This is a genomic window from Cryobacterium sp. 10S3, assembly GCF_034344045.1.
GTDB lineage: Bacteria > Actinomycetota > Actinomycetes > Actinomycetales > Microbacteriaceae > Cryobacterium > Cryobacterium glucosi.
The window spans coordinates 237,867-261,474 of the sequence record NZ_CP133773.1 but is presented as its reverse complement, the minus strand read 5'-3'; the positions used below and the strand labels follow the sequence as shown (position 1 = coordinate 261,474).

Sequence of the window (23,608 nt, the reverse complement as noted above, 5' to 3'; positions counted from 1 at the left end):
CGCTAGTCGGCGAAGGGGTCCGGGGTCATCGTGTACTTGGTCGAGAGGTACTCCTGGATGCCCTCCGGGCCGCCCTCGCGGCCGAGGCCGGATTGCTTGACCCCGCCGAATGGTGCGGCCGCGTTCGAGATCACGCCGATGTTGAGCCCCATCATGCCGGTCTGGAGGCGTTCGACCATGCGCTGCCCGCGGGCGAGGTCCCGGGTGAAGACGTAGCTGACCAGCCCGAACTCGGTGTCGTTGGCGAGGCGCACGGCGTCGTCTTCCTCGTTGAAGGTCGCGATCGCGAGCACAGGCCCGAAGATCTCCTCGCGCAGGATGTCGCTGCCCGGCGCGACTCCGGCCAGCACGGTCGGTTCGAAGAAGGTGCCGGCGCCTTCGATCGAGTCGCCGCCGGTGAGCAGTCTCGCGCCGCGCTCGAGGGCGTCCTGCACCAGGGTGGATGCCTTCTCAACGGCCCCGGCGTTGATCAGCGGTCCGATGTTCACGCCCTCTGCAGTGCCGCGACCCACGACGAAGTCCTGCACCCGCTCGGTGACCCGGCGGGCGAACTCCTCCGCGACGGACGCCTGCACGATGAACCGGTTGGCGGCCGTGCACGCCTGCCCGACGTTGCGGAATTTCGCCGCGATCGCGCCGTCGACGGCCTTGTCGAGGTCGGCGTCGGCGAAGACGATGAACGGCGCGTTCCCGCCGAGTTCCATCGAGGTGCGCAGCACGCCCTGGCCTGCCTGGCCGATCATGCGGCGGCCGACCGCTGTCGACCCGGTGAAGCTGAGCTTGCGCAGCCGCGGGTCTGCGATGATCGGGTCGGACACCGCGCCGGAGCGCGAGGTCGTGATGACATTGAGCACACCGGCGGGGAGCCCGACCTCGGCGAGAAGCTTGGCGAAGTACAGGGTCGTGAGCGGGGTCAGCGACGCCGGCTTCACGACGACGGTGCAGCCGGCGGCGAGCGCGGGAGCGATCTTGCGGGTGGCCATGGCGAGCGGGAAGTTCCAGGGCGTGATCAGGAAGCAGGGGCCGACCGGGTGCTGGGATACCAGCATCCGCCCGGTGCCCTCGGGGTTGGTGCCGTACCGGCCGCTGATGCGCACGGCCTCTTCGCTGAACCAGCGCAGGAATTCGCCGCCGTATGCGACCTCGCCGTATGCCTCGGTGAGCGGCTTGCCCATCTCGATCGTCATCAGTAGCGCGAACTCCTGCTGGCGCTCCTGCATCAGGTCGAAGGCCCGCCGCAGGATCTCACCGCGGACCCGGGGTGGGGTCGCCGCCCAGCTGTCCTGGGCGTCGACGGCGGCGTCGAGGGCTGCTGCGCCGTCGTCGACCCCGGCGTCGGCGATCGAGGCGATGACGAGCCCGGTGGCCGGGTCGACGACGTCGAGCGTCGCCCCGTCACGTGCAGGCACCCACTCCCCGTTGATGAAGAGTTCCTTCGGAACCATCCGGAGAAGTTCGGCTTCGGTGACGTTCGTCATAGTGTCTCCCTGTCGCGAGTGTCTGCTGCTCTGCGTCATCCAGCCTATCCGGGGGCGGCCGCGCTCACGTAGCGTGCAGTTCTCCGCGCACGATCGAATTTCCTGAGTGGGCCGGGTTTCCGTTGTCGGGTTCCGCCGAAACGTCGACGAGCGGGTACTGGGCGAGGTCGACGTCGTCGGGAATGTCGAAGTGGCCGGTGCTGCCGTCGAGGAGGCCGATGCTGATCAGTCCGGAGGCATCCGCCTTGATCAGCCAAACCTCGCGCAGGGGGGCCGCCGCGGTGGCGACGGCGAGGCCGGTGAGGTCGACGACGACCTCGCGGTGTCCGCCGGGCATGGCCTCGACCTCGGCGCTGCCGCTCGCCTGCCAGCCGGGGAACGGCTCGAGGCGGGCCTCGTAGGTGACGGGCGCTGTCGCGGGCGGCTGCACCGCATCGACCCAGCGCGCCGCGCCGAAGCCGGCGAGGACCAGGACCACGGCCGCGGCCGCCGCCAGGAGGAGGCGCACCCCGGTTCGACTCCTGGCTTTCGCCCGTCGACGCGGACGCAGCGCAGCGGGCGAGTCGGACGTGGGCGGACGGGCGGCGGCTGGGCCCGCGGCGGGTGTGGCAGGCGTGGCAGGCGTGGCAGGCGTGGCGAGTATGGCGGGCATGGCGGATGCCTCCCGCTCGCCCTCGAGGAGGTCGGTCAGGTCGTCACCGGCACCGGCACCGGCACCGGCACCGGCAGCATCCGCCGGGCGCACGAAGTCGCGGATTCTCGGCGGCGCACCGACGGCGGCGCTGAGACCGAGGGTCGCGTGGATGCCCGCCCACACGGCGGCGGAGGGCTCGGTGAGGCTGATGTGCCTGGCGGACCGACCGACCGCGGCGGTGTGCTGCAGCGAGATCAGTTCGAGCGCACACTGCGGGCACTCGGCGAGATGCCCGCGCTCTGCCTCGGTGAGGTCGAACTCGGCGAGGGCGATGAGTGCGAGGTCGTCGCGGTCAATATGTGTCATCCTCGGCCTCCAATCGGGCTCGCAGTCGGCCGAGACTTCGGCGGATATGGCTCTTGACGGTTCCGAGCGGCAGATCGAGCATCGCAGCGATCTGCGCGTGTGTGAGGTCAGCATAGAAGGCGAGTTGCATGACGCGCTGCGGAACCGGCGCGAGCCGCTGCAACTCCTCGGCGAACATCACCCGGTCGGCGACGTCGACAGAGTCGTCGACGGATGTCGTGCGCAGTTCGCCCGCGACGGCCTGCTCGATCCGGCGGCGCCGGGAGCGGGCCTCATGGGTGTCCGCGACGGTGTGGCGGGTGATGCCCACGATCCAGGCGGGCAGCCTCGCCCGGTCGGGATCGTAGTTGTCTCTGCCGCGCCAGGCGGCGATGAACACCGTCTGCGTCACGTCCTCTGCCTCGCCGGGATCTCCGAGCGAGCGCACCGCGATCGTGTAGACGAGCGACGACCACCGGGCATAGGCCTCGGCGAGGGCGCGCTCGTCCCCCGCGCGGAACGCGGCGACGAGGCGCAGGTGGTCGACATCATCGATGGGTGCGGTCACTGAGTTTCGTTGCCTCCCGGCTGACGGAGTCACGCGGTTCCCGGTCATCCGCGACCCCTGTCGGGTGCCGCGTGCCGGGCTTCGTCGCCGACAGCATAGCCAGACCTCAGCATCAGGGAACCGGCGTCGCGGAAACGATCACGTTGGAGAGGTAACGTCTCGCCGTGTAGTCGAATTCACCGCCACACGTGACGAGGGTGAGGCGGGCGGGCCCTGTCCGGTCGAAGATCGCCGGCCAGGGCACGTCGGGCTTGAGGACAAGGTCGACGGATGCGACGCGGTAGCGCCGCTCGCCGCCGTCGGCCAGCGAGAGCACGATCTCCGTTCCCGCCGGCGCGGTGGCGAGCCGGGAGAACGGGCCGATGTCGTACTCGAGCGAGTCGACGTGGGCCGCGATCACCGTCGCGCCCGCCGCACTCGCCGGGGCAGGCCCGAACTTGTACCAGGCCGCGATCGCGGGGTTCTTCGGCAGGCCCATGCCGCCGGTGTCGCCGAGTCCGACGGCCTCGATGTCCATGTCGATCCCGAGCGCCTCGATCCTGATCCGCACCGGTGCGACCGTCGCCTGTGCCTGCACCGAGCGGATGTCGGCACTCGCCCCGGTGAGGAGCGGAACGGCCGGCGGCGCTGCGGTCGGCGGGGACGCCGGCATGGGCGTGGGCATGGGTGTCGCGGAGAGCTGCGTCGGCGCGGCGGCGAGGGTCCGCGCGCCGGGTGCGCTCCCGCATCCGCTCAGCATCAGTGCGACGGCGACAGCGGAAAGCAGGATAAGGGCCACAGCGAGCATCCCGATTTTGCCCGCCATGGCCCTCATCGTTGTCCCTCAGTCCTGGCTCGCGCGCTCAGCGGCGCGCTCGGCGGAATCCGAGGAAGGTAGCCGACCCGAGGCCGAGCAACACGAGCACGGCAATGCCGCCGAGCCAGAGCGGGGTCTGGTCTGCCGGCCGGTTGGTTGCGACGAGTCCGGCCTCGCCGGCGGGGATGCCGTTGGGGTCGGAGTTCATGCCCGAAACGGTCTGCACGGCGACGGCGAGGTTCTTGTCCGCGAGGCTGCCCCAGGCGTAGACGATCGTGTCGACTCCCTCGGCCACCTTCACGTCGGCCGGGCCGATCACGGGGGCCGTGGTACCGGTGGCCGCGACGACGGCCGAGATCGTGCCCGCGGGAATCGTCAGGACCGACTCCTTCGGGTTGGACAGGTTCGAGATCGCGACCGCGCCATTCGCGAGGACGTCGACAGCGGGCGCCGCGGCCACGTGCCGCACGACGAGGCGGCCAGAGCCGGCGGCGATCATGGACGTGTCGTTGGTGAAGAGGGTCGCCGTGGGCTTCGCGTCAGCCCCGAGGTGCGCGACGGCGGTGTAGTTCTTGCCCGCCTCGAGGGGGAGGTCGACCGGGCCGATCGCCGGCTTGCTCGCGTCCGCGGCATCGGAGGCCGTGATCGCGACGGTGTACGTGCCGGCGGGGAGGTCAAGGGGGCCGGCCATGTCTCCGGGCTTGAAGTTGTCGATCGTCAGCTTGTTGTTGACGTAGACGTCGACCGTGAGACCGGGGACGCCGTGGAAGACCGACAGTTGTGCGTCGCCCGTTGCGGCGGTCGCCGGGGTGAGGCCGCCGAAGACGACGAGCGCCCCGATCGAAGCGGCCGTGAGTGAGGCGGTGAGTGAAGCCTTCACTCGTGTGCTGTGTGTCGCGTGCATGGTGTCCTCCTGTTTTGGGGGTGAACTACGTTGGGGGTGAACTGCTTCTTACCCACTACTTCCTGTTCAGGGCCCATTTCGGATGCGGTGGCGACAAAAGATTTCCCGGGAGAGCGGATGCGGAACGGCTGCACGGCGAGACGGAGACCGGCCCGCGCAGTGGGTGTCTGCGCAGGCCGGTCCGCTCATGCCGGCACCTGACGGGTCAGTGCCAGTGGCCCTTCTCGAGCGGAACCGTCTGCACGGCGAGCGCCAGGGTTCCGTCGGCGAGGCTGCCGTAGGCGTACACGATGGTGTTCGTGCGCTTCGCGATCGAGACATCGGCCGGCCCGAGGAGCGGGTCGGTGGTGCCCGTCGCGGCGACGGCCGCCGAGATCGTGCCGGTGGGGAGGGTGAGTTCGACCTCGTCGGGGTTGGTGAGGTCGGTGATGGCCGCGGCACCGTTCGCGAGCACGTCGACGGACGGCGCTGCGGCAACGTGACGGACCGTGAGCCGGCCTTTACCCTTGCCGACCGAGTCGGGGTTGTTCGTGAACAGGGTGGCCGTCGGCTCCCCTGCCTCGGTGAGGTGGGCGACGGCGGTGTAGTTGTCGCCACTCTTGAGGGAGAGGTCGACCGGGCCGATCACCGGGCTGCTCGCATCCGCTGCATCGGCAGCGGTGATCGCGACCGAGTAGGTGCCGGGGTCGAGGGACAGGGTGTCCGAGAAGGAGCCAGGCGTGAAGTCGTCGAGCGTGAGGGCTCCGTCGACATAGACGTCGACGGTGACCCCGGGGATTCCGTGGAACACGGTCAATTCGGCCGGCCCGTTGTCACCGGAACCGTGACCGTGGCCTCCGTCCCCGGCGTACGCCGGCCCGAATCCTGCGAGAGCTACGAGTACACCGGCTGCGGCGCCTACGGCGAGAATTTTGCGCATGGTTACCTCCTGCTTGTCGTGGTGGCGGAAGGCAGCGTTGCCTCCCATCCCCACTTCGCCGGGTACCCCCCATCCGGATGCACCCAGGCACAAACTCCTGCAAATTTCCGGGTGGCGCCGGAGCTGGCGGAGCAGGTGCTAGGCGGTCGCGAGGTCCGCTGCGGTGGTCAGGGCGACGCCGGCGTACGCCAGCTCGGCGAGCGCCGCGGCAGAGGCGTCCGGGTCGACGCCGACCACGAGGTCGGTGAGCACGCGCACCCGCTGGCCGTGCTCGAGCGCATCGAGACCCGAGGCCCGCACACAGTGATCGGTTGCGATTCCGACGACGTCGACATCCGTCACCGCGTGCTCGATCAGCACCTCGGCCGTGCGCGCGCCCGACTCGTCGAGGCCGGCGAAGATCGAGTACCCCGGTTCGCCCTGTCCCTTGCGGATATGCACGGTCCCGGCCGGGAGCGCGAGGTCCCGGTGGTAATCGGCGCCGGGAGTGTCCGCGACGCAGTGCACCGGCCAGGTGCCGGTGTAGTCGGGCTCTGCACCCGCCGCGGCGAAATGGCCACCGTTGTCTCCGGCCGCGTTGTGCCAGTCGCGCGAGGCGAAGACGTAGTCGTAGCGCAGCGGATGCTCCGCCAGCAGTCTGCTGATGCCCGCGGCCACGGCCGCCCCGCCGTCGACCCCCAGGACGCCGCCCTCCGTGAAGTCGTTCTGCACGTCGATGATGAACAAGGCCCTGGCCACGGTGCTCCGTTCTGGGTTCTGCGCCTGCGTGAGGCGCTAGGTATTGGAGAGGTTGTTTCCGCAGCGATAGAACGCCGCCGTGATGGTGTCGATCGCCTGCTTCGCATTATCACCCACATCACCGAGCGCGTAGACGGCGAAGGTGAGCGGGGTCCCGTCTGCGGCGTGGATGATGCCGGCGAGGGTGTACCCGGTGTCGATCCAGCCGGTCTTCGCGAACACGGAACCGTCGGCATCGGCGTTCTTGCCGGTGAACCGGTCGCTGTAGGAGAGGGAGCCGGTCTTACCGCCGGCGACGGGCAGTCCGTCGAAGACGATCCCGAGATCGCCCTCGCGTGCGTTGATCTTGATGAACAGCTTGGTCAGGTACGACGGCGGAACGGCATTGTTGTCGCTCAGGCCGGAGCCGTCGGCGATGACGATGCCGGTCGTGTCGATGCCATACGTCTGCAGCCCGGCGACCGTCGATTTCTGGAGTGCCGAGAAGGTGTTGCCCGCGCCGGACTTGACCGCGACGAGCCGCGCGAGCATCTCGGCGATGGTGTTGTCCGAGACGATGAGCGCCTGCTTGATCAGTGTCGACACCGGCTGCGACTGGACCGATGCGAGCTGGGTCGCCCCGGCCGGCGCCGTGCCACGGGTGACCGTGACGCTGCTGCCGAGAAGGTCGGCGAATGCCTGCCCGGCGCGCCCGATCGGGTCGCTGCTGCGGGCGGAGGTGCTCTGCTTCGGGTTGTCCCTGTCGCCGTCGACCTGCAGGGCGGTGATCTCGGGCATGTACCCGTCGGTGAGTTCCTTGCGGTTCCAGCTGGGGCCCCACGCCGGGTCTCCGAACAGGGAGGAGTCGAGCACGAGGGAGGTGATCGGGACGATCGCGGTCGCGGGGTCGGCCTGCCACGCCGCGACGGCCTGCACGGCGAGGGTGTCGAGGTGTGCCGCCCCGGTATAGGTCGACTCCGCCCCGCTGGGCAGCCGGGAAAGGGTCAGGTCCCCGCCGCCGACGAGCACGAGTGAACCGGGTTCCGCGCCCTTCACAACCGTCGTCGTCGCCCGGTAGTCGGAGCCGAGAACGCTCAGCGCCGCGGCGGAGGTGAGGACCTTGAGCACGCTCGCGGTGCGGGAGGGCGTGCTGCCGCCCCGGTCGAAGAGGACCTCGCCCGTCGTCGCGTTCACGACCTGCGACTGGAAGCTGCCCAGGCGGGAGTCGGTGGACAGTGCGGCGACGGAACAAGTGCGCAAGTGGCTCGCGGGGACGACCGCTCCGGGAACCGGGCGCACGGGGATCGGCGTCGGGGTAGGGGTGGGCGTCGGGGTCGCGGAGTCCGTGACCGGGAGGGAGACCGGCGCGGAGGCGCGCGTGGACGCGCCGGCGACGACGGCGCCGCTGCCGAGCAGGGCGAAGGCGACGGCCGCGGCCGTGACCCAGGCAGCGGTGCGGTGCCTGGCGAGGAACCCGGCGATCCCGGCCGCTCCGGGGCCGCTCACTCCCGGGCCGCTCACTCCGGGGCGATGCGGGGCGGCCTCCTGGACTCCTGGACCCTGCAGTGCGGTGCTGTCCTGATCGTTCACGCCTGTACTGTACCTGCGTCCGCTGTGAGGCGCGCGGCCAGCCACTCGTCGAGAACGGCGGCGGGCACCGGCGGAGACACGTAGTAGCCCTGGGCCTGGTCGCAACCGAACCGCGCGAGCTGCGCGTACGCCTCGGCGTCCTCGACCCCCTCGGCCACCATCCGCAGCCCCAGGCTGTGGGCGAGGTGGATGCTCGACGACACCACTGCGGCGGCGCGCTTGTCACCGTTCAGGGGGGCCACGAACGAGCGGTCGAGCTTGAGCTCGTCGATCGGGAGTTCGCGGAGGTAGGCGAGCGAGCTGTAACCCACGCCGAAGTCGTCGACGGCGATGCGGATGCCGCGGGCACGCAGTCTCCCGAGGATGTCGCTCGCCCGGCCGCGATCGTCGAGCAGGAAGGCCTCGGTGATCTCGAACATGAGGGCAGTCGCCGGGAGGTCCCGCGCGGTGAGCATGACGCCGACCCGTTCAGGCAGGCCGGAGTCGAGGAGCGAACTCGCCGCGAGGTTGACCGCGATCGTGAGCCTCTCGCCGCGACGGTGCCACACCGCGGCCTGGTCGAGTGCGAGTTCGAGGACCCGCTCCGTCAGCGTCTGCATCAGGCCGGCGTCCTCGACGAGTTCGAGGAATTCGCTCGGGTAGAGCAGGCCGCGTTTCGGATGGTTCCAGCGCACGAGGGCCTCGACCCCGCGCACCTCCCCGCCGGAGAGGTCGACCTTCGGCTGGTAGTGCAGCACCAGCTGGTTGGTCACAAGCGCCGCGCGCAATTCCTCGAGGGTGCGCAGCCGGGTGTCGCCATGGCTGTCGTCGACCGGGTGGTACACGCGATGTCCGCCGCGCCGCACCTTGGCCCGGTACATCGCCATGTCGGCCTTGCGCATCAGGATGCCGAGGCTCTCGCCGTGCTCGGGGCTCAGCGCGATCCCGATGCTCGCGCTCGACTGCAGCGAGATGCCTTCGAGCGTGTGCGGCGCCGCGAGGGCGGATCGCACCTTCATCGCGACGACTTCGGCCTCTTCCCGGCCGGAGTCGCGGAGGAAGATCGCGAATTCGTCGCCGCCGAGCCGCACGAGGAGGTCGTCCGCGCCGAGCTGGGCACCGATCCGCAGGCCCACCTGTACGAGGAGCACGTCCCCGACGTCGTGCCCGAGACTGTCGTTGACCTCCTTGAACCGGTCCAGGTCGAGCAGGAGCAGGGCGTTGCGCCCGCCGAGGGCCAGCCGGGCGGGCACTTCGGCGTAGAGGGCCCGCCGGTTCGGGAGCCCGGTGAGGTCGTCGCTGCGGGCCAGCCTGGCGAGATCGCCCATCCGGCCGAGTTCCCGGAATGCGATGACCGTGCGGGCGGACGAGACGACGAGGGTGGCGGCGGCGAGCCCCACCGTCACCTGTGACTCTCCGTGCCTGCTCGAAACCAGGAGGACGGCGAGACCGGCGATCGTCGCGACGACAGGGACCGCGAGCACGCCGGATCCGCTCGCCGAGGCGCCCGGCCGATCTGCTGCATCCGTGCCGCGTTCGGCCGTGCCTCCGTCGCCCGAGCCTTCGTCGCCCGTGTCCGGGGACGCTGCCGTGCGCAGCCACGTCGCGACGAGCGCGAGTCCGATCGACCAGCCGGCGTCGAGCCAGTGGCCGACCACGTAGGTGCCGTTGAGCTTGCCCAGCGCGAAGAGGATGTCCCCCGCGGCGAATGAGAGCAGCCCTCCCACGAGCAGGATCCAGCTCTGGCCTGCCATCAGGATCGGTGACGCCGCGATCGCGACGACCGCTGCGACGATGACGAGGTCGAGCACGGGACTCGCGATGCCCACAAAAGTGGAAATGGACGGCGGCCCCTGGGCGCCGACCGCGAGCACGGGCCCGAGCACGGCGGACACGACAGCGGCGGCGCCGAGACCGCCGACGACGCAGTCCAGCGCGATCGCGAGGGAAAGGCTCCGCAACTGGTGCCGCACGAGGGTGAACAGGGCGACGAGCATCAGCGGGTAGAAGGCGAGGTAGCAGAGCTGGGCGAGGGCGGCCAGCACCGGCACCCAGTCCCCGGCCGGCAGGTCGGCGGCCGCGAAGAAGCCGTTGCCGATCACGAACACGGTCACGGCCGAGGCGGCGAGCCTGGCCTGCAGTCGATTCGACCGGGTGCGCGCGACCGCCACCCAGCAGACGATGAGGGGCGCGGCGGCGGCGAGCACCCCGAGCAGGATGAACGGGGAGGAGACGTAGTCCGCCGGTGCCCGCAGCACGAGGCTCGCCACGTGCGCCGCGATGATCAGCCAGAGCGCCCAGAGCATCCAGCGGTCCAGGCCCTGGCGGCGCGGCGTCACGACGGCCGTCACGGTGACGCCGTGAGGGCGAGTCGACGTTCTGCGAGCCACCTGTCGAGTTCGCCGGCTGGCATCGGCCGGGACATGTGGAAGCCCTGGGCCTCGTCGCAGCCGTACCGGGCCAGGTCAGCGTAGACCTGGGCGTCCTCGACACCCTCGGCCACCATCGTGAGCCCGAGGCTGTGCGCCAGTTCGATCGTCGAGGAGACGAGGGCGGCCGCGCGCGGGTCGTCCTTCATCGGCGACACGATCGACCGGTCGAGCTTGAGTTCGTCGACCGGCAGGTCGCGCAGGTACGCGAGCGAGCTGTATCCCGTCCCGAAGTCGTCGATGGCGATGCGGATGCCCCCCGCCCGCAGCCGGGTCAGGATCGCGGTGGTCCGGGCGCGGTCCTCGAGCAGGAATTCCTCGGTGATCTCGAGGATGAGGGCGGAGGCCGGCAGGCCGCGGTCCGCGAGCATCGCCGCGGTCCGCTCCGGCAGTTCCGCGTCGACGAGCGCGCTCGCCGTCAGGTTGACGGCGACGGTCAGGTCGGCACCGCGGGAGTGCCAGACAGCGGCCTGGTCGAGGGCCATGTCGAGCACCTGTTCGGTCATCGCGTTCATCAGACCGGCCTCTTCGACGATGCTCAGGAAGTCACCGGGCTGGACGAGTCCGCGCACCGGGTGGTTCCAGCGCACGAGCGACTCGACGCCGCGCACGGCCCCGGTCGCGAGGTCGACCTTGGGCTGGTAGTAGAGCTCCAGCTGCCGCTCGGCCAGGGCCACGCGCAGCTCCTGGAGGGTGCGCAGCCGGGCGGCGCCGTGGCTGTCGTCGCTCGTGTCGTAGACCCGGTGACCGCTGCGGCTTGCCTTCGCCTTGTACATGGCCATGTCGGCTTTGCGGAGCAGGCCGGTCAGGTCGAGGGCCTGGCCGGGATAGAGGGCGATGCCGATGCTGACCGTGGTCTGCAGGGTGATTCCTTCGAGCAGGTACGGCCGGGCGAGGGCCTCCCTGAGCGTCCCCGCCACGATCACGGCCTCCGCCTCCCCGGCGTCGGCGAGCAGGATCGCGAATTCATCGCCGCCGAGCCGGGCGACGAGGTCGGTCCCCCGGACATGGCTCGTGAGGCGAGTCCCGACCTGCACAAGCAGTTCGTCCCCGACATCGTGCCCGAGGCTGTCGTTGACCTCTTTGAAGCGGTCCAGGTCGAGGAGCAGCAGGGCCCGGTTGGCACCGGAGGTGAGGCTCAACGGCACCTCGGAGTAGAGGGCGCGCCGGTTGGGCAGCCCGGTGAGGTCGTCCGTCCTGGCCTGCCTGCGCATGTCGCCCATCCGCCGCAGTTCACGGAACGCGAGCGTCGTGCGGGCTGCGGAGAGGACCACGGCCCCTGCCGCGAGGGAGATGGCGAGCGGGGAGACCTCGATCTCGCTCGCGATCAGGAGGACGACGAGTCCCGCGGTCGTAGCCAGGACAGCGAGGGAGAGCGCCCAGCGCATCACGGCCGTGTCGCGGACGGCCGGCGCCGGCGGCACGGGCCTGGCCGAGCGGTGCGCCCACAGGGCCATCAGTGCGAGGCCCGCGATCCAGCCGAGGTCGAACGGCGACGCCGTCGAGTAACTGCCCTCGATGGTCATCCCGGTGAGGGAGAAGCCGATGTCGGCGGCGGCGAAGAGAAGCACCCCCGCGACCAGCATGAGCACGTTGCGCCCGGCACTGATCGACCGTGAGGCGCCGACACCGGCGAGGGCGGCGAGAACAAGGATGTCCAGGAGGGGATTCGCGGCGGCGACGAACGAGTCGAGCGAGAACGGCCTCCCGAATGCCCGGTCGATGCTCGGGCCGAGGAGGACGACGACGAGGGATGCCGCGCCGAGGGCGCCGACGGTGCTGTCGAGAGTCACACCCCAGGACAGCCGCCCCTTCTGCCGGTGGACCAGGACGGCGAGGGCCGCGAGCACCAGCGGGTAGAACGAGAAGAAGAGCGCGGTCGCAAGGATCGCCAGCGAGTCGGAGGCAACGCCCGCGAAAACCAGGTAGGCCAGGGAGAAGAGGATGCCCGACAGGGAATAGGCGCTCAGGGCCAGGGCAGTTAGGACCAACTCGGTCCGGCGCGCCGCGGCACGATGGACCGATATCCAGCAGAGAACGACGGGCGCGGAGAAGGACAGCGCCCCCACGATGTCGCCGACCGGGGTCCGGACGCCTGCGACACCCGCGACGAGGGTCTGGACCGCCGACGCCGCCAACAGCACGATGAGTGACCAGACGAGCCAGGCATCCGACCGTGGCGTGGCCGCACCTCGCCTGCGATCCTCCCGCACCAGCAATTCCATTGGATCCGAGCTCTCGATTGCCGTACCGTCCGGCCGGGGGTCATCCCCGGGTCGCGGTTGCCTGTGAGGTCAGGCTACCGTGCCTGAAGCACCAGCGTCGGCTGGTCAGCGGCCTATTCACCCGGGTAGCGCAGTCCGATCCGTTCCCGGACTGTGTCGAGGGTCTCCATGATGCTCACCATCTCCGCGACCGGGAGCAGGTCGCTCTCGGTGAGGCCGGCGCGGATGACCCGCTCGGCTTCGACCGCCTGGAATTGCATCCCGCGGCCGTTCACGGCAGACACGTACGATTCGAGCACCTCGCCGCTGCTGTTCAGCACCCGGAAACTCGTCGGCGAGTACCAGACCGCGTCGATCTCGATCCGGCCGAGCGTGCCCAGGATCACGGCCGTGTTCGTCCCGGCCGTGTCGCTCGCCGAGAGCGTGACGGCGATCTGGCCGCCGGGGTAGCGGAAGGTCGTCGCGACCTGGGCGTCCGCTCCCGTCGCCTTGAAGGTCGCCGCGGCGAGGATGGTCTCCGGCGTGCCGAAGAGCTCGGAGGCGAAGGTGATCGGGTACACGCCGAGGTCGAGGAGCGCACCGCCGCCGAGTTGCATCGAGTTGAGCCGGTGCCCGGGGTCGTCGGGGAGATCCTGGGTGTGGTCGGCGATCAGGGTGTGCACGTCGCCGAGGGTGCCCGCTGCGATGATCTCCCTGATTCGCCGCATGTGCGGCAGGAACCGGGTCCACATCCCCTCGAGCACGAGCAGGCCCTTCTCCGCGGCGAGTTCGGTGATCTCCCTCGCCTCGCGCGCGTTGAGGGTGATCGGCTTCTCGATCAGCACGTGCTTGCCGTTGTTCAGGGCGAGCGTCGCGTTGGCGGCGTGAAACGGATGCGGGGTCGACACATAGACGATGTCGACCTCGGGGTCCGCGGCGAGGGCCTCGTAGCTTCCGTGGGCCGTGGGGATCCCGAACTCGGTCGCGAAGGCATCCGCCCCCGCCTGGGACCGGGAGCCGACGGCCTGGACGGTGTGCCCGGCCAGGATGAGGTCACTCGTGAATGCGTGGGCGATGCCGCCTGTGGCCAGGATTCCCCAGCGAATTGTCTCGGTCATCCTCCGAGCCTAGTCACGTGCCGCTAGAGCGCGGAGAGGGCCCGGTCGAGGTCGGCGATCAGGTCGGTCGGGTCCTCGATGCCGATCGACAGCCGGATCAGGCCGGGCGCGATGCCGAGGCGCTCGCGGAGCTCCGGGGTGAACGAGGAGTGGGTCGTCGTCGCGGGGTGCAGCGCCATCGAGCGCACGTCGCCGATGTTGGTCATCCGGCTGATCACCCGGAGCCCGTCGAGGAACCGGCGGGCTCCGGCGGTGCCGCCGCGGACCGTGACCGAGAACACCGAGCCGCTGCGGCCGCCGTAGAGCCGATCGGCGAGCTCGTAGTACGGGCTCCCGGGCAGGCCGGCGTAGTCGACGCTGTCGACGCGCGGATGTCCCTCGAGCCATTCCGCGATCGCGAGCGAATTCGAGAGGTGTCGTTCCATGCGGAGGGACAGGGTCTCGATGCCCTGGTGCAGCAGGAAGGAGTTGAACGGGGAGAGTGCGGGACCGATGTCGTTCACGACGGCCTCGCGGGTCATCCGTGCATACGCGGTGGGGCCGTACTGGTCGAGGATCGAAGGCCGGCCCGGGCGCACCGGGTCGGTGAGCAGTGGGTAGGAGCGCGTGGAGGCGGCCCAGTCGAAGCGGCCGCCGTCGACGATGGTGCCGGACAGGGCGGCGCCGTGGCCGCTCAGGAACTTCGTCGAGGAGTGCACGACGATGTCGGCGCCGTGCTCGAATGGCCGGATCAGGAAGGGCGAGGCGATCGTGTTGTCGACGACGAGCGGGATCCCGTGCCGGCGGGCGACCCGCGCGACCCGGGCGATGTCGACGATGTCGTTCTTGGGGTTCGGGATGGTCTCGGTGAAGATCGCCTTGGTGTCCGGGGTGATCTGGCGGTCCCACTCTTCGTCGTCGGCTTCGTCCCAGACGTAGTGGACGCTGACGCCGAAGCGTTTGAAACTGCGGCCGAACAGCACCCGTGTGCCGCTGTAGATGCTCGCAGTCGAGACGATCCGTTCGCCGGAGCCGGCGAGCGCGAGCAGCGCGGCGGTGATCGCGGCCTGGCCGGAGGAGACGACGATGGCCTCGGTGCCGCCCTCGAGGGAGGCGATCCGTTTCTCGGCGACGGTTCCCGAGGGGTTGCGCTGCCGGGAGTAGATCAGGCCGTCTCCCTCACCGGAGAAGCGTCCGGCGGCATCGTCGTAGGAGTCGAAACGGTAGCCGGCCGTCATCGCGATCGGCTGGATCCTGGCCCCGTTGGAGCGGTCTTCGGTCTCGCCGGCGTGCACCTGGCGGGTGTCGAAGGCGTAGCCGTCCCAGTCGTACTCCGGTGCGGCGACGGTGTGCCCCGTGGCGGTGTTCCCTGTGACGCTGTGCCCTGGCGCGGTGTCCTCGAGGGTGGGTTCGATGTCGGCCTGGTGGGTCACGGTGTTCCTGTCCTTGCGTTGTTGCTGTGCACGTTCTGGCGCTGTGCGGTATGCCGCAGGACGGCATCCCGCATCTGCAACACGGCCTGCTCGATGATCGGCAGGGGCATGGCGAAGATCAGCCGGACGTACTCGTCATATCCCTTCCCGCACTGCGCTCCGTCGGTCACCGCAACACCCGCCTCTGTGCGGAAGAAGTCGGCGAGCGACCCCTCGATACCGAGCCGCCGACAGTCGAGCCAGGCGATGTACGTCGCCTCGGGGATGCGATAGCCGACCTCGGGCAGGTGCTCCGCCAGGAGCCGCCCGAGCTCGCGTCGGTTGCCGTCGAGGTAGCCGGTGACCTCGGTGAGCCACTCCCGACCGTGCCGGTAGGCCGCAGTGGCCGCGATGACCCCGGGCGTCGACGCCCCGTGCAGCACCGCGAAACCGAAGATCTGGTAGAGCTCCTCGTCGGCTGGGTTGGACGTGATGAGCTGCGCGGCTTTGAGCCCGGGGATGTTCCAGGCCTTCGACGCTGAGGTCGCGGTGATCGTGTGCCGCGCGGTCACGGTCGAGAGGGAGGCGTACGCCACGTGCGGCGTGGACCCGTAGCGGAGCGGCGAGTGGATCTCGTCGGCGAAGACCCGGCCGTTGTGCCGGTCGACGATCTGCGCGATGGCCTCGAGTTCCTCGCGGGAGATCGCCGTCCCGGTCGGGTTGTGCGGATTACAGAGGATGAGGGTGCGCGCGCCGGCGTGGAAGGCCGCCTCGATCCCGGCGAGGTCGTGCGTCCAGCGCCCGTCCGAGTCGATGCCGGGCACCTCGAAGACCTCTCGGCCGAGTGTCGGAATGAAGGAGAGGAACGGCATGTAGGCGGGCGTCGGGATGATGACGCCGCTCCCGGCCGGGGAGTACTTGGTGATCGCGACCTCGAGGGCGGCCATCACGTCGGAGACCGGGTGGATGTTCTCCGGGGCGATCGCCCAGCCGCAATCGGTGCGGAGCCACTCCGAGGCGGCCTCGGCCATCCGCCGCGTGGTCGCGGGAGCCAGGTAGCCGAGGTCGCCGTCATCGATCGCGCGGTGCAGCGCCTCGGTGACCACGGGGGCCGTTCCGAAGTCCATCTCTGCGACCCACGCGCCGATGGTGCCGGCGTGCAGGCTCCACTTCCGGCTGTCGGGCCGGCTCAGTTGCTCGCGGGTGATGTCGTCAAAGCGGGAAGTCGTCATGGGATCTCTCGGATGGATGGTCACCGGCGCCCCCTGCGACCATGTACTGCGTGGCGCTCACGCTACCAAGTGCGCGCGATGCGGGACGTCTCGAGACGACACATAACGACTCAGTGCACAGCTCTCACGGCGCCCGGATCGACGACCCGCGCTAGCACCGAATACCAAACAACTATAAGGTTTTAGTACCGATCGACCCTGCACGCCCGTGCACCCGCCATCTCAACGGAGAGACCATGCCAGACAGCCCTCGGACCGCACTCTCGATCTCCTCGCTGCGCGCCGAAGGACGCGGCCGGCCGCGGTTCCTCGCCACGGGCAGCCCGGCGCTCTCCTGGCAGGTCGAGACGGATGCCCCTGGCTGGCTGCAGGAGTCCTACGAACTCGAAACCCGGGTCGGCTCCCGCGTGCTGAGTGCCCGGGTGGCCTCCGGGGAGTCGCAGCACCGGGCGTGGCCGGCAGATCCGCTGCCCGCGTATTCGAGCGGCGAGGTGCGGGTGCGTGTCACGGGCGCGGATGGCCTGACGAGCGACTTCTCCCCGTGGCTGTCCCTCGAGACGGGTCCGCTCGGCGCCGCGGACTGGGTGGGCGCGTTCATCGCGGCCTGCACCACCGTCGAGGGAGCCGACCCGGCGCCCGACGCCGCTGTCACGACCGGCCCGTCCACCGCGGCAGACCTCGATGCTGCCGACCGCGGCACCGTGCGGTTCCGCACCGACTTCGAGAGCCGGGACGGCCTCGTCCGCGCGACCCTCTCCGCGACGGCGCACGGCGTCTACGAGGCCGTGCTGAACGGGCGCATCGTCGGCGACGAGGTCCTCACGCCCGGCTGGACGAGTTACGCGGACCGGCTGGCCTGCCAGACCTTCGACGTCACCGGTCTCGTGCACGCGGGCGGCCCGAACGTGGTCGGAGCGACCGTGGCCGACGGCTGGTACGGCGAACGTTTCGGCTTCGACGGCAACTTCGCGCAGAGCTATCCCGGACCGAAGGCGCTCGCCCTCCAGCTCCGGCTGGAATATGCCGACGGGCGCATCGACACCGTGGCGACGGATACGTCATGGACCGCGACGACGGACGGCCCGGTCACGAGCGCAGGGATCTACCAGGGCGAGGACTACGACGCCCGCGCCGAGGACCTCGCGCTCACGGTCCCGGGGACGTCGTTCCCGCATCCGCTCGCCGTCCTCGTGCTGCCGGAGGACGCGGCGGACCCCGCGCGCGTCTTCCCTTCCTTCGCTCCCCCGGTGCGCCGGATCGAGACCCGGGCCGCCGGGCGCATCTTCACGAGCCCGTCCGGAGCTACCCTCGTCGACTTCGGGCAGAACCTCGTCGGCTGTTTGTCGATCACGATCGACGCGCCGGCGGGGCACACGATCACCCTGCGCCACGCCGAGGTGCTCGAGCACGGCGAACTCGGCGTGCGGCCCCTGCGCTTCGCCCGGGCGACGGACCGCTTCACTGGCAACGGCGGCGGCCCGCGCACCTGGAGCCCGCGCTTCACCTTCCACGGTTTTCGCTATGCGGAGATCACGAACTGGCCCGGCACCTCGGGGCCGAAGCTCGGGGATATCCATGCCGTTGTCGTGCACAACGACCTCGAACGCACCGGCCACCTCGAGACGAGCAACCCCCAACTCAATCAGCTGCACGAGAACGTGGTCTGGGGCATGCGCGGGAATTTCCTGAGCCTGCCCACCGACTGCCCGCAGCGCGACGAGCGCCTCGGTTGAACCGGGGACATCCAGGTCTTCGCGCCGACCGCGAGTTATCTCTACGACGTGTCCGGCTTCCTCGGCTCGTGGCTGCGCGACGTCGCCGCCGACCAGGCGCGGGCGGGCGGGGTGGTGCCGTTCGTGGTGCCGAACCCGCTTCCGATGCCGCCGATGCCCGCCGCCGCGTGGGGCGACGCCGCGACCCTCGTGCCGGACGCGCTGTTCGAGCGCTTCGGTAGTGCCCGGGACCTCGCCGCGCAGTACCCGAGCATGCGGGCCTGGGTCGACGCGATCGACCGGCTCGCCGGGGCGAACCACCTCTGGACCGGCGGGTTCCAGTTCGGCGACTGGCTCGACCCGAGCGCCCCGCCGGAGAACCCGGCCGCGGCGAAAACCGACCCGGATATCGTGGCCACGGCGTACTTCTTCCGGTCCACGGCTCGGCTTGCGGCTGCCGCCGTCGAACTCGGCCACACCGAAGACGCCGCCCGGTATGCGCGGCTCGGCACGGACATCCGCACGGCATTCCTCGCCGAGTATGTGACGCCGGCCGGGCGGATGATGTCGGATGCGCACACCGCATACGCGCTCGCGATCGCCTTCGACCTCGTCACCGAGCCCGCGGCCGTTCGACTCGCCGGCGCCCGGCTCGCCGAGCTCGTACGCTCGCACGGCTACCGGATCGGCACCGGCTTCGTCGGCACGCCGCTGATCTGCGATGCGCTGTGCCGGGCCGGGCAGTCCGAGGTCGCGTACCGGCTGCTGCTCGAGGAGGGCTGCCCGTCCTGGCTCTACCCGATCTCGATGGGCGCGACCACGATCTGGGAGCGCTGGGACAGCATGCTGCCCGACGGCAGCATCAACCCGGGCGAGATGACCTCGTTCAACCACTACGCGCTCGGTGCGGTCGCCGACTGGATGCACCGCACCATCGGCGGTATCGCGCCCGCAGAGCCCGGCTACCGGGTGGTACAGATTGCGCCGATCCTCGGCGGAGGACTCACCCGTTCCTTCGCGCGGCTCGATACCGGCTATGGTCCGGTGCGCGTCAACTGGACCCTCTACGGCGGCACGTTCTCGCTCTGCGTCACGATTCCGCCGAACACCACGGCCCGCGTGCTGCTGCCCGGCGCAGCCGAGACCGTTGAGATCGGCTCCGGCAGGCACGAGTGGGTGACGGATGTCTCCGCGCTCGTCGCTGTCCCTGCCCGGGCGCCGCTGACCCTCGAGACCTCCCTCTCGGAGATTGTGAACGACGCCGAAGCCCGTGCGGCCCTCCAGGCGCTCTTCGCGGAGATCGAGTACGTCATCGGGCTCGGCTGGACGAGCGGCGGGCGCTGGAAGAGCGACTCCCCGTTCGGGAGCTCACTCATCATGATGCCGCCGGCCGGCTTCGCGCGCGTCGAGGGGCTCCTCGCGACCCTGAACGCCCGCCCCTAGAGCCGCTCCCGCGCCCGAATGCGCAGCGCGTGCGCGACTCGCGCACGGAAAAGGGGGCGCGACCCGGCCACCACAGCCAGGTCGCGCCCCCTCGGAACAGTCGTTTACTCGTCGTGGCCGGCGTAGCGGAACGAGTCGAACGCGACCGTTCCGGTGACGGCGTAGAGGCCGATCACGCGGCCGGTGAACGAGGCGGCGGTCTCCTGGGAGAGGTACCGCCCGTCGACGCGGGCCAGCTCGATCCGGTCGGCGCCGGTGCCGACGCTCAGCACGACGAGGTCGCTCGTGAGGCCGGCGAGCATGCCCGACCGCATCCCGTCCGGCCCCATCGCACCGGGGGCGACGAAGTCGAGGCCGAGGGTGACCGGCCCGTCCGAGCCCGGCGCGAGCTCACGGGTCCACTCCTGCCGGATCCCGGCGACGCAGGCCCGAGCGGTGACGACACCATTGCCGACCTCGATCTCGTAGTGGTGCACCTCGTCGTAGCGCACGCTGATCCCGCCGAGGCCCTGCCCCGGGTCGATCAGCACCGACGCCGTGGCGAGCGGATGCTGCTGCCGGTAGCCGAGCAAGACCGGCTGCTCGTCGTCGAGGGTCGCACCCTCGCCGTGCAGCACGAGCGAGCCCGGCCGTTCCGTCAGCGAGGCGATCTCGGACGGGTAGCGGCGGATCGAGATCCATTCGGGCGACACGACGGTCTCGGAGAAGTCGGTCTCGTAGACGAACTCGCCGGGCCGCGGGGCGAGGATGACCGGCTCGGCGAGGAGCCAGTCATCCTCCCAGCGGGCCTCCGTGATGAAGGTCTCCCGACCCATGGCCGCGAAGGCCTGGGTCATCCCTGTCGGGCGCATGCCGAGCATGACGATGGCCCAGCCGCCGTCCGGCGTCTCGACGAGGTCGCCGTGGCCGGTGTTCTGGATCGGCCGGGAGGTGCTGCGCGCCGACAGGATCGGGTTGGCCGGCCCCCCGGTGAAGGGGCCGGACGGTGAGGTGCCGCGGGCGATGCTGATGCCGTGGCCGCGTTCGGTGCCGCCCTCGGCGATCATCAGGTACCAGTAGCCGCCGTGCCGGTAGAGGTGGGGCGCCTCGGGGAATTTGAGGCCGGTGCCCGACCAGAGCGAGATCGGTTCGCTGAGCCGCGCCCCGGTCTCGAGGTCGACCGTGACCTGCAGGATGCCGCCGTGCTCCCCTGGCGGGTTCCCGGACGTGGTGTCCAGGCCCGAATAGGTGATGTGCGCGACGCCATCGTCCGACCAGGCCAGGTCGGAGTCGATGCCGTGCACGCCGTCGACGATGGTGCCGTCGCTCCAGGGCCCGGCCGGGTCCGTGGCGGTGAAGATCAGCATGCCGCGACCCATCGCATCCGTCACGACGACGTAGAACAGACCGTCGCGGAAGCGGATGGTCGGGGCACAGGCCCCGCCGAGGGTCGGGACGTGCGCGGAGGCGAGCTGCCCCGGCCGTTCGACGACGTTGCCGACCTGGGTCCAGGTCACGAGGTCGCGGCTGTGGAAGACCGGGATTCCGGGCAGGTACTCGAAGGTCGAGTTGGCGAGGTAGTAGTCCTCGCCGACCTTGACGACGCTCGGGTCGGGGTAGAAGCCCGCGATCAGCGGGTTCGGGTAGCGGGTCACGGCGCTCATCGAACCGTCACCGTCGCTCCGAGCGGGAGCGCCGAAACGCTCGTGCCGGCCTCGAGCCGGAAGTCCCCCGGTTCGAAGTGCCAGCCGTCCTGCCAGTCCGCGAAGGCGCGGGCCGGCACCAGGATGCTGGCCACCACACTCTCCCCCGCCTCGGCGTGCACGGCGGCGAAGCCCACAAGCCAGCGCACCGGCCGGTCGATGGCCGATTCCGCACGGGAGGCGTAGACCTGCACGACCTGTTTGCCTGCCCTGTCGCCGGTGTTGGTGAGACCGACGGTCACCGCGACGGTGTCGGCGCCGTTCTCCTCCGGAGCGACGTAGAGCCGGTCGAGAGTGAGGACGTCGAGGGTCCACTCGGTGTAGCCGAGACCGTGGCCGAACTCGTACGCCGGCTCGGTGCCGGCCTTGAGCCAGGCGCGGTAGCCGATGTGGATGCCCTCGTCGTAGCGCACGACGCCGTCGACGGGGGTCACGTCGAACACCGGGACATCCTCGAGAGTCACCGGCCAGGTGGTGGGCAGGCGCCCGCCCGGCTCGGACTCGCCGAGCAGAATTGCGGCGACGGCGTCGCCGTATTCCTGGCCGCCGAACCAACTGAGCAGCACGGCGGAGACGTCGTTTCGCCACGGCATCAGCACGGGTGAGCCCGCGTTGACCACGACGACGGTGCGCGGGTTGGCCGCGGCGACGGCGCGGACGAGCTCGTCCTGGCGTCCGGGGAGGTCGAGCGAGGTGCGGTCGAAGCCCTCCGACTCGACCTTGGAGTTGGTGCCGACCACGAGCACGACAACGTCGGCGGCCGCAGCGGCGGCGGCGGCTTCCTCGATGAGCGCTTCGGGGTGGGACAGGTCGGGCTCGATGCCGACCGTGATCGCGAGCGCTCCGCCGAGGAAGTCGGGGACGACGTCGTACTCGATCTTCACGTCGATCGGCACGCCGGCCTCGACCGCGAGGTCGACGGTCACCGAGGGCGGCGACAGGAACGCGGCGCCGAGATCGGTGCCGACGGCTTCGGCGCTCGCCTCGTGGCGGAGTTCGCCGTCGATGAAGATGCGGCCGTTGCCGACGCTCGCGAAGCCGATCAGCACCTCGCCGCTCTCCTCCGGCGTATACCGGGTGGTGAACTCGAGCACGCTCGAGGCCGCGATCGGGGCGTCGCCGCCGAACCAGACGAGGGCGCTCGCACGGCGGTCCTCGCTGAAGAGCTCCACGCCGGCCGCGTCGAGGAAGCGCACCCGTGCGCCGGGCTCTCCGGTGACCGGGTTCTCGATCGTCGAGAGCGGGAATTCGGCGATGCCCTCCTGCACGACCGCGCCGACCGAGTAGGTCACTTCCGCGTTCGGCAGCGCGGCGATCAGGCCGTCGAGCGGGGTGACGACGTGCTCGGGGAGCACGGTCGCACTGCCCCCGCCCTGGGTGCGGGCGAACTTCGCATTGTGCCCGATCACGGCGACCTTCGTCAGGCGCTCCGCGGCCCAGGGCAGCTCACCGTCGTTGCGCACGAGCACGGCCCCCGCGATCGCGGCCTCCCGGGCGAAACGGATGCCGTCCTCCACGACGACAGGGACCGGCACGGCGGCTTCGAAGCCGTCCAGGGCGCCGACCCGGGCGGCCAGCCCGAGGAGACGCAGCACCTTGCGGTCGACCTGGGCCTCGTCCACCTCACCGGCGAGCACCGCCGCGACGAGGGTGTCGCCCCAGGGCCCTGCCGGGCCGGGCATCACGAGGTCCTGGGAGTGCCGGGCGCTCTCGATCGAGCGCACGGCGGTCCAGTCGCTGATCACGACGCCGTCGAAGCCCCACTCGGAGTTCAGCGGGGTCTCGAGCAGCTCGTTCTCGGTGACGGTGGGCCCATTGACGGAGTTGTACGAGCTCATCACGAGCCAGGCACCAGCGTCGACGATGGCCTCCTCGAAGGCAAGCAGGTAGAGCTCGCGCAGGGTGCGGTCGGCGACGACGACGTTCGCGGTGAAGCGGTCCGTCTCGAAGTCGTTGGCGATGTAGTGCTTCGGGGTTGCCCCGACGCCGTTCTCCTGAACGCCCGTGACATAGGCGGATGCGAGCTTCGCGGTGAGGATCGGGTCTTCGCTGAAGCACTCGAAGTGGCGGCCGCCGAGCGGCGAGCGGTGCAGGTTGATGGTCGGGCCGAGCACGACGTCGACGCCCTTGCGGCGCGCCTCGACGGCGGCGACATTGCCGTAGCGCCGGGCGATGGCCGGGTCCCACGACGCGCCGAGCGCGGTGGAGGACGGCAGGTTGAGCGAGGGGCTGCGTTCGTCCCAGACCTCGCCGCGCACGCCGGACGGACCGTCCGAGACGAGGATGCGGCGCAGGCCGATCTTCGGGAGCGGCCAGGTCGCCCAGAAGTCGTGCCCGGTGAGCACGAGCACCTTCTCCTCGAGCGTGAGCTGGTCGAGGAGGGCGACGAGACGGGCGTCCACGGCCGTGTCTTCGTTCAGGGAAATCGTCATGACTGGGGTGTCGCTTTCTGTTCTGGAGTCGAAAG

16 protein-coding genes and 1 pseudogene are annotated in these 23,608 nt (G+C 70.3%); 2 read left to right on the top strand and 15 right to left on the bottom strand.

Annotated features, from left to right (window positions below; genetic code table 11):
- Positions 1-2: 2 nt before the first annotated feature.
- The 13 genes from RHM57_RS01190 to RHM57_RS01130 form a co-directional block, all read right to left on the bottom strand.
- The gene (locus RHM57_RS01190) at positions 3-1,478 is read right to left on the bottom strand and encodes an NAD-dependent succinate-semialdehyde dehydrogenase (RefSeq protein ID WP_322189400.1); all 1,476 of its coding nucleotides are present in this window, start codon (positions 1,476-1,478) and stop codon (positions 3-5) included.
- 64 nt (positions 1,479-1,542) lie between these two features.
- On the bottom strand, positions 1,543-2,478 hold the full coding sequence (locus RHM57_RS01185; RefSeq protein WP_322189398.1) for an anti-sigma factor: 936 nt from the start codon (positions 2,476-2,478) through the stop codon (positions 1,543-1,545).
- Positions 2,465-3,025, bottom strand: a complete 561-nt coding sequence (locus tag RHM57_RS01180) for an RNA polymerase sigma factor (RefSeq protein ID WP_322189396.1) — start codon at positions 3,023-3,025, stop codon at positions 2,465-2,467. The genes RHM57_RS01185 and RHM57_RS01180 overlap by 14 nt, the downstream gene beginning before the upstream one ends.
- A gap of 112 nt (positions 3,026-3,137) precedes the next feature.
- Positions 3,138-3,830: a class F sortase gene (locus RHM57_RS01175; RefSeq protein ID WP_322189394.1), complete on the bottom strand. Its 693-nt coding sequence runs from the start codon at positions 3,828-3,830 to the stop codon at positions 3,138-3,140.
- A gap of 37 nt (positions 3,831-3,867) precedes the next feature.
- A complete protein-coding gene (locus RHM57_RS01170) occupies positions 3,868-4,725 on the bottom strand; it encodes a DUF4397 domain-containing protein (RefSeq protein WP_323505126.1) in 858 nt (285 codons plus the stop codon).
- A gap of 205 nt (positions 4,726-4,930) precedes the next feature.
- Positions 4,931-5,644: a DUF4397 domain-containing protein gene (locus RHM57_RS01165; RefSeq protein ID WP_322189390.1), complete on the bottom strand. Its 714-nt coding sequence runs from the start codon at positions 5,642-5,644 to the stop codon at positions 4,931-4,933.
- Positions 5,645-5,782: 138 nt separating this feature from the next.
- Complete coding sequence (locus tag RHM57_RS01160) at positions 5,783-6,382, bottom strand: isochorismatase family protein (protein WP_322189388.1); 600 nt, start codon at positions 6,380-6,382, stop codon at positions 5,783-5,785.
- A 36-nt stretch (positions 6,383-6,418) separates the two neighbouring features.
- Positions 6,419-7,951 (bottom strand): D-alanyl-D-alanine carboxypeptidase/D-alanyl-D-alanine-endopeptidase, encoded by a 1,533-nt coding sequence (gene dacB, locus RHM57_RS01155; RefSeq protein WP_322189386.1) that lies wholly within the window; start codon positions 7,949-7,951, stop codon positions 6,419-6,421.
- Positions 7,948-10,281: a putative bifunctional diguanylate cyclase/phosphodiesterase gene (locus RHM57_RS01150; RefSeq protein WP_322189384.1), complete on the bottom strand. Its 2,334-nt coding sequence runs from the start codon at positions 10,279-10,281 to the stop codon at positions 7,948-7,950. The genes dacB and RHM57_RS01150 overlap by 4 nt, the downstream gene beginning before the upstream one ends.
- Positions 10,278-12,572: a putative bifunctional diguanylate cyclase/phosphodiesterase gene (locus RHM57_RS01145; RefSeq protein ID WP_322189381.1), complete on the bottom strand. Its 2,295-nt coding sequence runs from the start codon at positions 12,570-12,572 to the stop codon at positions 10,278-10,280. Before RHM57_RS01145 ends, RHM57_RS01150 begins: the two co-directional genes overlap by 4 nt.
- Positions 12,573-12,697: 125 nt before the next feature.
- Complete coding sequence (locus RHM57_RS01140) at positions 12,698-13,681, bottom strand: Gfo/Idh/MocA family protein (RefSeq protein ID WP_134447076.1); 984 nt, start codon at positions 13,679-13,681, stop codon at positions 12,698-12,700.
- 23 nt (positions 13,682-13,704) lie between these two features.
- Positions 13,705-14,955, bottom strand: a complete 1,251-nt coding sequence (locus RHM57_RS01135; RefSeq protein ID WP_416173121.1) for an O-acetylhomoserine aminocarboxypropyltransferase/cysteine synthase family protein — start codon at positions 14,953-14,955, stop codon at positions 13,705-13,707.
- 134 nt (positions 14,956-15,089) lie between these two features.
- Positions 15,090-16,304, bottom strand: a complete 1,215-nt coding sequence (locus tag RHM57_RS01130; protein ID WP_322189377.1) for a MalY/PatB family protein — start codon at positions 16,302-16,304, stop codon at positions 15,090-15,092.
- A gap of 236 nt (positions 16,305-16,540) precedes the next feature.
- Here RHM57_RS01130 and RHM57_RS01125 point away from each other — a divergent pair.
- Together RHM57_RS01125 and RHM57_RS01120 are read left to right on the top strand one after the other, a co-directional pair.
- Positions 16,541-18,940: pseudogene (locus RHM57_RS01125) on the top strand (family 78 glycoside hydrolase catalytic domain); the annotation flags it as partial.
- A complete protein-coding gene (locus RHM57_RS01120; protein ID WP_322189906.1) occupies positions 18,938-19,459 on the top strand; it encodes an alpha-L-rhamnosidase C-terminal domain-containing protein in 522 nt (173 codons plus the stop codon). The pseudogene RHM57_RS01125 and the gene RHM57_RS01120, both read left to right, overlap by 3 nt.
- Before the next feature lie 104 nt (positions 19,460-19,563).
- Here the strand turns inward: RHM57_RS01120 and RHM57_RS01115 are convergent, their stop codons facing one another.
- Together RHM57_RS01115 and RHM57_RS01110 are read right to left on the bottom strand one after the other, a co-directional pair.
- On the bottom strand, positions 19,564-21,102 hold the full coding sequence (locus RHM57_RS01115) for a glycoside hydrolase family 43 protein (RefSeq protein ID WP_322189375.1): 1,539 nt from the start codon (positions 21,100-21,102) through the stop codon (positions 19,564-19,566).
- A complete protein-coding gene (locus RHM57_RS01110) occupies positions 21,099-23,573 on the bottom strand; it encodes a beta-glucosidase (protein ID WP_322189373.1) in 2,475 nt (824 codons plus the stop codon). Before RHM57_RS01110 ends, RHM57_RS01115 begins: the two co-directional genes overlap by 4 nt.
- Positions 23,574-23,608: the final 35 nt, after the last annotated feature.